Origin of the sequence: Chitinophaga sp. ARDCPP14 (assembly GCF_051362515.1) — a bacterium.
Lineage (GTDB): Bacteria > Bacteroidota > Bacteroidia > Chitinophagales > Chitinophagaceae > Chitinophaga.
In genome coordinates this window covers 1-325 of the sequence record NZ_JBKIXB010000036.1, presented here as the reverse complement: position 1 = coordinate 325, position 325 = coordinate 1, and the positions used below count along the sequence as shown (strand labels likewise).

At 43.7% G+C, this 325-nt stretch carries 1 tRNA gene and 1 rRNA gene; both read right to left on the bottom strand.

Features of this window, described 5'->3' with window-relative positions:
• Positions 1–10 precede the first annotated feature (10 nt).
• Positions 11–85, bottom strand: a tRNA-Ile gene (locus ACLHR0_RS31670).
• A 177-nt stretch (positions 86–262) separates the two neighbouring features.
• A 16S ribosomal RNA gene (locus ACLHR0_RS31665) occupies positions 263–325 on the bottom strand; the annotation flags it as partial.

The window sequence follows — 325 nt, the reverse complement described above, 5'->3', positions numbered from 1 at the left end:
GTAATCATTGTAGACCCGAGCAGATTTGAACTGCTGACCCCTACATTATCAGTGTAGTGCTCTAACCAGGCTGAGCTACGGATCTGTTTATCAGACAAGGTTGGCTGATACTATCTCACTAACCGATTCAGTCCATAACCAACTTGGCTTAATAAAAAATTGAAAGAACTTATGTGCATGGCGCCTGGCGTGTAGCCGTTTGCGTTAGCAGCAAATAAATTTAAAAGAAGGAAACAACAGCTCTCAGGATAATGAGCTCTAAAAAGGAGGTATTCCAGCCGCACCTTCCGATACGGCTACCTTGTTACGACTTAGCCCCAATTAC